The organism is Syntrophorhabdaceae bacterium (assembly GCA_035541755.1).
Taxonomy (GTDB): Bacteria; Desulfobacterota; Syntrophorhabdia; order Syntrophorhabdales; family Syntrophorhabdaceae; genus PNOF01.
On record DATKMQ010000059.1, the window covers coordinates 1 to 8,945 of the forward strand.

The 8,945-nt window shown below is 52.2% G+C and carries 7 protein-coding genes; 5 read left to right on the forward strand and 2 right to left on the reverse strand.

The features are described from left to right. Both VMT62_05240 and glp read right to left on the reverse strand, forming a co-directional pair. Nucleotides 1-529, reverse strand: a 529-nt coding sequence (locus VMT62_05240; protein ID HVN95810.1) for a hypothetical protein, incomplete at its 3' end; no start/stop codon positions are given. 118 nt (nt 530-647) lie between these two features. Beyond that, complete coding sequence (glp, locus tag VMT62_05245; GenBank protein HVN95811.1) at nt 648-1,886, reverse strand: gephyrin-like molybdotransferase Glp; 1,239 nt, start codon at nt 1,884-1,886, stop codon at nt 648-650. Between the two features lie 299 nt (nt 1,887-2,185). Here glp and VMT62_05250 point away from each other — a divergent pair, with 299 nt between their 5' ends. The 5 genes from VMT62_05250 to VMT62_05270 all read left to right on the forward strand — a co-directional run. Beyond that, on the forward strand, nt 2,186-4,156 hold the full coding sequence (locus VMT62_05250) for an aldehyde ferredoxin oxidoreductase C-terminal domain-containing protein (GenBank protein HVN95812.1): 1,971 nt from the start codon (nt 2,186-2,188) through the stop codon (nt 4,154-4,156). Further along, nucleotides 4,143-4,688 (forward strand): hypothetical protein, encoded by a 546-nt coding sequence (locus tag VMT62_05255; protein ID HVN95813.1) that lies wholly within the window; start codon nt 4,143-4,145, stop codon nt 4,686-4,688. Before VMT62_05250 ends, VMT62_05255 begins: the two co-directional genes overlap by 14 nt. 445 nt (nt 4,689-5,133) lie before the next feature. Beyond that, nucleotides 5,134-7,197 (forward strand): (Fe-S)-binding protein, encoded by a 2,064-nt coding sequence (locus VMT62_05260; protein ID HVN95814.1) that lies wholly within the window; start codon nt 5,134-5,136, stop codon nt 7,195-7,197. Nucleotides 7,198-7,214: 17 nt separating this feature from the next. Next, complete coding sequence (locus VMT62_05265) at nt 7,215-8,009, forward strand: electron transfer flavoprotein subunit beta/FixA family protein (protein ID HVN95815.1); 795 nt, start codon at nt 7,215-7,217, stop codon at nt 8,007-8,009. Between the two features lie 14 nt (nt 8,010-8,023). After that, nucleotides 8,024-8,945: electron transfer flavoprotein subunit alpha/FixB family protein (locus VMT62_05270; protein ID HVN95816.1), on the forward strand; the 922-nt coding region annotated here is incomplete at its 3' end.

Genomic DNA, 8,945 nt, shown 5'->3' on the forward strand with positions numbered 1-8,945 from the left:
AGAGCGGTTCATAACCAAGAAATGATATGAGTAACTCCTCCACGCCCCTCTTCTTTAAGTAAGGGAATAGCCCGGTGAGGATTCGATCAGCAATGTCGGGGTCCATGTCAGCGCTCTTAAAATCATAAAAATGATGGTAACAGCCTCTGCATGTAAGATTGCAGCTGGCAGACACTAAGAACGTAACCTTCGAGACCTTAGGAATCCTATTCTTGCTGCTCACTATTCGAACATGTTCTGAGAATAGGTCTTCCGCACTCGTGTCCTTCTCTACCAAAAACCGTTTTTCGTAGAGCTCTCGAATCAGTCCCACAGGATCACGTGCGCACATGCCCGGTATCTTCTTTGCCGCCGATTCGACACGGTTTTCGGGGTCAAATACGCTAAGGACCCGGCTCACATCAAAATCAAAGGACGTCAGGTTGCCGTGCAATTTGCTATAGACACGAACACCGTCGCTTGCGCGCTTCACCACGAGAAACGGTGATTTTTTTAAGCAAGCACCAGATTGTAATTCCTCGCGTTCCATCTGCTATCTCCCGCAGTTTTGATGATGAGCTGGAAACCTTGTTCGTCCATCAAGCCTTGTAACAACTGCCAGCACTAAATATCCGCCTCATCATTAAGAGAGATTACTTCTCGAATCTCTACGCTGTCTCGCCGTGGTCGATCAATTGAATCGTGACCTTCTCTCCCGCCTTCACGTGGGTGACATGCTCGGGGATGACAATGAGACAGTTTGCTTCGCTCATGGAACGAAGGACCGAGGGCTTTTGATTGCCCGTCTTTGAAACATAAAACTCGTTACTTCTCACCGTGAAGAGACCCCTTATCAAATGATGTGACTGAACGGATACGATGTCCTGCTCCAGAAATGCGTGGACCATCGGCTTATGTATCTTTGTGGCGCCCATCAGCTTAAGAAGCGCAGGCCTCACAAATTGGATGAACGACGTCAAGGTGGGAACAGGGTTTCCGGGCAGGCCGAAGAAGAGTTTGTTACCCTTAATCCCGAACGTAAATGGGCTCCCGGGTTTGATGTTGACCTTCTCGAACTGGATCCCGATACCGAGGTCCGCGAGTATTTCTTTCACAAAATCGTACTTTCCCATGGATACGCCGCCGGTTGAAATCGTGACATCCGATCCGAGCGCGCTTAGGAATTTTTCCCTGGTATCTTCCGGCGTGTCTTTTGCAGTCCCCAGATATTCGGGCAGGCCGCCGTATTTCTTCACTTCGGAATATAGCGTGTAGGCGTTGATGTTTCTCGTCTGACCGATCCTAATTTCTTCCCCCATATCAACGAGTTCGTTACCGGTGGAGATAATTGCAACGGTCGGCTGTTTGTATACCCCCACGGGGTTGCGGTTGAGTGACGCAATGAGGCCTAAATCGGCGGACCCTACTCGATGGCCCTTCTTTAAAATCGTATCACCTTTGTTGATGTTCTCTCCTGCTAATCTGTAATTACTGTATCTGTCCGTTTCGCAGAATATTCTGACCCAACCACCCCGTTCTTCGGTATCTTCGAATCGGGTTACCGCATCAGCCCCTTCAGGCATGGGCGCACCCGTCATTATTCGTATGGCCGTTCCTCTTAGGACCCTTTTGTCGGCCCTCAACCCCCCGGCTTGAATTTCCCCCACTATCTTAAGCTTTACCGGACTATCGCGCGATGCCCCACGGGTATCCTCCGCGATAATCGCATAGCCGTCCATTGCAGAATCGTCCACCGGAGGTATACGTGTGTCTGATATGATATCTTCACAGAGAACACGACCTGACGCCTCAAGAAGATGAACACTTTCACAACCAAGGGGATTGACAGCCTCTAAGACGATCCTTTGAGCATCCTCAAAGGAGACTGATAAACCCCCGTGTTCCATAATTCCTCGTAACAGACCTCGATGCAAACCCTCACCCGACCTTACGGACTATCGACCTTTTGGGACATAAAAACTCAGGCCCGACAACCGCAATATTCTTACTACCATGATCTTTGGAGAAATCTCAATAGATTATCGGTACCAATTTGTATATTCTGTATTAGATATATCCCTTATGGTATGTATTGGTGTGTTTTTAGGAAGATTGGTATTGACACAGAGCCCCTTTTTGAGATAAAATTCACAAGCTCTACAAGCAGTTCGGGCATGGTCACTGCGATACTTTAGAGGAGTGTAACATGAGATATGGAGAAACAGGATATAATCTGGAAATTGATCTGGCCACAGGAAACATCGAGCGGGTGGAGACCGACCCGAAATTGATGGAAACTCACCTTGGAGGTCTCGGCACGAGCGTCAAACTGCACTGGGACCGCGTTCCCCCCGAAACCAAACCGTTCGATGATGGAAATATGTTAATATTCAGTTCAGGTGTTCTCAATGCCACGCCGGCATTCAGCGCCAATCGGAGTATCGTCACCTTCATCTCTCCCCAATCGCACTTGCTTGCCTACCCCATGATGGGAGGATTCTGGTCTGCGGAGCTTAAATACGCCGGTTACGACAAAGTGATCTTTCGCAACAAGTCACCCGACTGGGTCTACATCTACATCAACAACGATAAGGTCGAGATACGGGATGCTACTCACTTGAAAGGTAGAGGCGCCCTGGAAACCCAGGACCTCATCCGGAACGAGCTCAGGGACCCCAAGGCCCAGGTGGCCGCTATCGGACTTGCCGGCGAGAACAGGTGCTTCACTGCCTCCATAGAACAGGGTCGCTCCAGCGCAAGCCGGCTCGGGGGTGGCGCCGTTATGGGAGACAAGAAATTAAAGGCGGTGGCGGTGCGCGGAACCAAGGACGTGAATCTTGCCCGGGGCGAGGAGTTCATGCAGCATATGAAGGAAATGCTCGAATACATCAACTTTCGGAACACAAACCCCATCCCTGATGTGATGACGATTCTGTCCGGCATCGGGTCTCCCCAGGAGATGGTGCATACCGACGAGAAGTGGCACACCGAGAACTTCATGTGGGGAAATGCACGCACCCGAAGAAAGGGCTTCTGGACCAAAGAAATCGCCGAAGAGTGGCCGAGGGTCCAGAAAGAAGGGATTAAACGGTTGATAAGCTGCTTTAACTGCCCTCAACATTGCGGCGCCCTTATTTCTTATAAAGATACTCCTCGATATATGGCCAAATGCTTCGGAAAACTTACCTACGCGATGGCGTCCTATCAGGACAGTATGGATTTTGCGTGGAGAACCCTGCAACGTGCCACAGAATACGGGATGGATTCATTCTCCACCCCGCAGATCATCGCCTTCGGCATAGAACTGTACGAAGCGGGTATCCTGACCGACAAGGATTTTGAAGGGGCTCCAAGCGACAAAGGAGAGAGATTTGTCTGGCTTTTAGATCGGGTAGCTCATCGGGAAGGCATCGGGGATGTTTTGGCCGACGGGGTCTACTATGCTGCGCGGGCAATCGGGAACGGTGCCGAGGCCTTCGACCACAATACCATAAAGAGACATGAGCAGCTCCCTCTCAAGCTTTCTATGCTCGACCCCCTCTATTTTCTTATGTACGCGACAAACGAAAAGATCAGCATCACGCAGATCGAGGGAAATTGGCCGCAGGCCGCATTCCCCACCATGGAGCAGCGAGAGGCGTTCGTAAAAGACTGGCCCCAGCTCCCGGATCCTAAATGGAAGGAGTGGCTCCTCAACTGGGAACAGTCAGGAGAGAAGGGCATACCATACTACCCTACCCCCGATATATGCTCTGAAATCGTCGATTGGATGGAGATGTTGCACAATATCGATGACGCCTGCTGTGTGTGCGCAGGTATGTCCTCATTCTGTCTCAAGCCCCCATATCACATACATAATTATCCTAAGATCATTTCGGCGGCTACCGGCCTTGATTTAGACGAGGCTGGTCTCAAGAAGATAGTGAACAGGAGCCGGAATTTGCACCGGGCGCTCAACAATAGATTGGGTATGACACGCTCTGACGAGAAACCGCCGGAAGACCACTGGAAAAAAAGGTTTCCCGATCTCGAAAAAAACCTCCTTGACACGTATTACACATTCAAGGGGTGGAATATGGACGGGGTCCCTACCAGAGAAAGATTACACGAATTGGATCTTGACTATGTTGCCGAAGACTTAGAAAAGAGAGGTATATTGAAAGATGGCCAGGATTAAGAAAATAATCAAGAGAATCAAGATAGATGCTGATAAATGCAACGGCTGCCGGGGATGTGAGATTGTCTGCTCCGCCTTTCACGCCACGCCGAAATATAGCAGCAATAACCCCGCCCGTTCCCGTATTCAGATCCTGACTAACCGACTTCAGGACAAATGGCTCCCTGTGTTTGCGGGCGAATACACACCCGCCGAATGCATGGGCAGAGACGTATACGTGATAGACGGCAAGGAATATGACGAGTGTGATTTCTGCAGGGCTGTCTGCCCATCGAGGGACATATTTAAGGAGCCCGATTCCGGCCTTCCGCTCAAATGCGACATGTGCGAAAATGATCCGCCCCTGGAAAAGCCCAAGTGCGTTGAAGTATGCGTGAATAATGTCCTCGTCTATGAAGAAAAGGAAGAGGAAGTGGAAGAAGAGAAGAGGCCAGAGGATGTGGAAATAGGGCTTACGTCCATGATAGACAAATACGGTGTGGAAAAGGTGGCGGACGCTATGGCCCGCCTGGCGCAATCAAAAAAGGCTTGATAAGACAAAATCACTGACCCTTGAGGACTCGATTCTATCCCGTGCCTTCATTCATATGTAAGGCCTAAACCGCACCTCTCAGGGGCTTGGGGGTTAATCGCCTCGATGACCCGATACCGATGAGCACAGAATAGCCCAACAGCGACCCACGAATCGCATGGCGACGGACTTAATGCGGGCTCGCTCGGAGACAAAACGAAGCCATGAAATGCGCCTTCGAACGGGGCTCGCCACGGCGCGCCTGTTTTTTCTCATTTGCTCTTGACAAGAATTAGACGATTTGATATTTTTTTCACAAGAGAAGGCACCGGCAAACAATAAAAGTACTAACAGGGGAGAATAGCCTTATTCATTCCGATAGGCGTGCGGGAATGTATCTATCGGATACACGTGTCGGCAGGAATGACGAGAGCTATACGACCTCATAAACGCGCAGGAGGTAGTTATGTCGCCAGTTAGCGCGACCTATTTTGGCATATCAGGATATGTCATCTTCTGGGTCATGTTCCTCATCACCATGGGTTTATTTGTACCGAGGATGGTTTTTCTCTACCGCCTCATGCGCCTCGGCAAGCCGGAAAACCGCTTTGACAGAATGGGGGAGAGGATCAAGAACATGTTCTTAGTGGTTATCCCCCAGTGGTGCACTCTGAAAAGCGTTACCGCAAAGGACCTGGCCGGTATCGGCCATGCGGTCATGTTCTGGGGCTTCAGCTTTTTTCTTCTAAGCTATATCGTGCTTATCGGTTTTAGCGAGGGACTTGGCCTTCGCTCCTTTATCATGGGGGGCGCTTTCGAAACAGCGTTCTTATCGATTCTCGATATCGCGGCAGTTCTCGTTATGCTCGCGATGGTATGGGCGGCCATCAGGCGTTACATCGTCCGGCCCGCCAGGCTGGAAATAAGCATTGAAGCCGGTTTTATCATGTTCCTGGTCTTCATCCTTATGGCGCTCCATCTCACCATCGAGAGCTTTGCGTTCGCCGCTCAAGGCGAGACATCGGGCTTACCTCCCATAACGACTACCATAGCCGGCTTCCTCACGGGCGCGGGTATAGCTAAGGATACTTTGATCGCCGTATCCCACGGGGCATGGTGGCTTCATTACACGGTGATCCTCGTCTTCACCATATATATACCCAGGTCCAAGCATCTCCATGTGCTTGCCTCCGCATTTAATGTTCTGTTCCGGCCGCTCGACCGCAAGGTTGTGCTTGAGCCCATTCCTCTCGAAGCCCTTGAGGCCATGGAAAGCGAAGGGTCCGTGGATCTCGGCGTATCAAAGCTCCAGGACCTGAAATGGAAGGATATTCTCGATACGTATGCATGCGCGAAATGCGGCCGGTGCCACGTGGGCTGCCCCGCGCAGGCAAGCGGCAAGACCCTGTCGCCGAGGGAGTTTCTCCGGCACATCAAAGACCATTTGCTTGAGGACGGGCCTCAGCTACTTCAGACCAATGGAGCACAACCCGGGGAGGGTCAGGGCAAGAATCTCATCGGCGATGTGGTAACCGAGGACGAAATCTGGGCCTGCACCACCTGCGGCGCCTGCCAGGAGGTATGTCCGGTAAGCATCGAGCACGTGCGCAAGCTTATCCAGATGAGACAAAATCTCGTGCTTGCCCAGAACAAGATGCCCGAGAGCGCCCAGCTCATGTTAAGAAACATGCAAACCAGAGGCAATCCCTGGGCCGGCGCCCAGTCGCTGAGATTACGAGGAGATTGGACGAATGACATGGGGTTGAAGATACTCGGCGCAACTGACGAAAGCGTGGACACCCTGTTCTGGGTGGGTTGCACAGGGGCACTAATTGACCGTAACGTGCTCGCCACCCTGTCGCTCGTCAAGGTGCTCAAAGCAGCCGGCGTCGATTTCGGCGTGTTGGGTGAGGCGGAACCGTGCTGCGGCGATCCCGCGCGGAGAGCGGGCTACGAGTTCCAGTTCCAGATCTCGGCAGAGGAAAACATTGAGATATTCAGGACCTACAATATCAAAAAGATCATCACCTCCTGTCCCCACTGTTACAACGCCTTAAAGAACGAGTACCCTCTCTACGGCGGCGATTTTTTCCAGGTGGTCCACTATACGCAGGTTATAGCCGACCTACTGAGCGAGGGTAAACTGAAACTGGCGAGCGACGCTAATTCCCTCATTGCCTACCACGATCCCTGCTATTTGAGCCGTTATAATGAAGTGTATAAGGAACCCCGCCGGATCATTGAGAGTATCCCGAAGACAAGGTTAAAGGAGATGGAACGCTCGAAAAAGACGACCTTCTGCTGCGGCGGCGGAGGCGGACACATGTGGATAGAAGAACAGCACGGCACCACAAAAATCAACCATGTGCGTATGGACGAAGTCATCAAAACCGGAGCCGATACGGTGGTGACCTCATGTCCTTACTGTCTGCAAATGCTTGAAGAGGGCATCGAACAAAAAGGTGTTAAGGACTCGTTGAAGGCAAAAGATCTCATCGAAGTTGTTGAAGCAGCTATGAAACAATCTTAACCAGGAAAGGAGATTATATGAATATCATCGTCTGTATTAAACAAGTGCTTGACCCCGAGATACCACCGGCCAAATTTAAGATCGACCCGGAAACCAAGCAGGTGATCCCTCCTCAAGGGGTACCTCCGGTGATCAGTGTGTACGATGAGCGTGCGGTAGAGGCTGCGTGCAGGCTTAAAGACAAGCTCAAGGGAAAGATCACCGTGCTGAGCTTAGGCTCGGATAAAGCCGCCGATATCGTCAAACACGCCATCTCCATGGGCGCGGATGACGGGTTTGTTCTGTCCGACCCCGCCTTCGACAACCTCGATAGTTTCGGCATCGCCCACGTGCTCTCAAAAGCCATTCAGAAAGTCGGCTCATACGATCTCATCCTCTGCGGCCGCCAGTCAGCAGATTGGGGTGCGGGCCAGGTCGGCTCCATCCTCGCCGAGATACTCGGCATTCCGGTTGTCACGCTCGCCTGTGATATAGAAGGGGTTGATGGAGGCGTTAAAGTCAAGAGGATCGTAAGCGACGGGTTTGAGATAGTAGAGGCCCCTCTTCCCAGTCTCGTCACCGTCAGCAGCGAAATCGGCATGCCCCGTCTCCCTGCCGGTATGAGGCTCATGATGGCCCGCAAGAAGGTGATTCCGATCTGGAAGGCAGCCGATGTCGGCGCCGATGCAAGCGCGGTTGATAAGGCCAACGCTCATTCCGAGGTTGTCGGCCTCACCGTACCGTCACGCAAGGTCGAATGCGAAATGGTTACCGGCGCTACACCCGGTGAAGCCGCTACAAACCTGGCTTCCAAGCTCGCCAATCTGATATAACGGAGGATAATTCCATGGATAACTATAAAGGTGTTTTAATATGTGGCGAAATCGTAGAAGGAAAGCTATCCCCTGTGAGCGTGGAGCTTCTCGGGGCCGGAAGAAAACTCGCCGGTGATCTTGGCGAGGAGTTGAGTATTCTTCTAATGGGCAGCAAGGCGGGCGAACTCGCGCAAGAGGCGATTGCTTTGGGCGCCGATACTGTCTACACCGCCGAAGATGCCGCGCTCGATGCGTACAACTCTGATGCATATACCCAGGTAGCGGCAAATCTCTGCAAGAAGGCGCTCCCTGCTATCATATTGTTCGGTCATACTGACATAGGCTGTGACCTGTCTCCCAGGCTCAACGGCCGTCTGGGTGGCGGGCTTGCGATGGAGTGCATGACGCTCTCTATCGATGCCGCGACAAAATCTCTCCTGGCGGTTCGGCCCGTTTTCGGCGGCAACGCCCACGCCACAATGGTGTCCAAAGCCGCTCGTCCTCAGATGGCTACGGTCAGGGCGAAAGTCTTTGGCCCGGCAGAACGCGCCGATGCACGTGAGGGTAAGGTTGTTCCCGTGGAGGACAAACTCGACGCTTCACTTCTGAAAGTGAAGGTCGTAGAAAAGATTAAGGAACAGGTCGAAGGCGTGAAACTGGAAGACGCCGAAATCGTCGTGTCCGGTGGACGCGGTATGGGCAACGCCCAGGACTTCGCCAAGCTCCGCGAACTTGCCGATATACTCGGCGGTGCCGTGGGCGCTACCCGGGTTGCGTGCGACGAGGGATGGGCTCCGGCCACGCTCCAGGTCGGCCAGAGCGGAAAAGTCGTCAGCCCGAAGATTTACTTCGCCATTGGTCTTTCCGGCGCCATGGCCCATTTGGCAGGCTGCCTGGGGGCAAAAAATATTGTAGCCATCAACAAGGACAAAGAGGCCAATATCTTCAATGTCG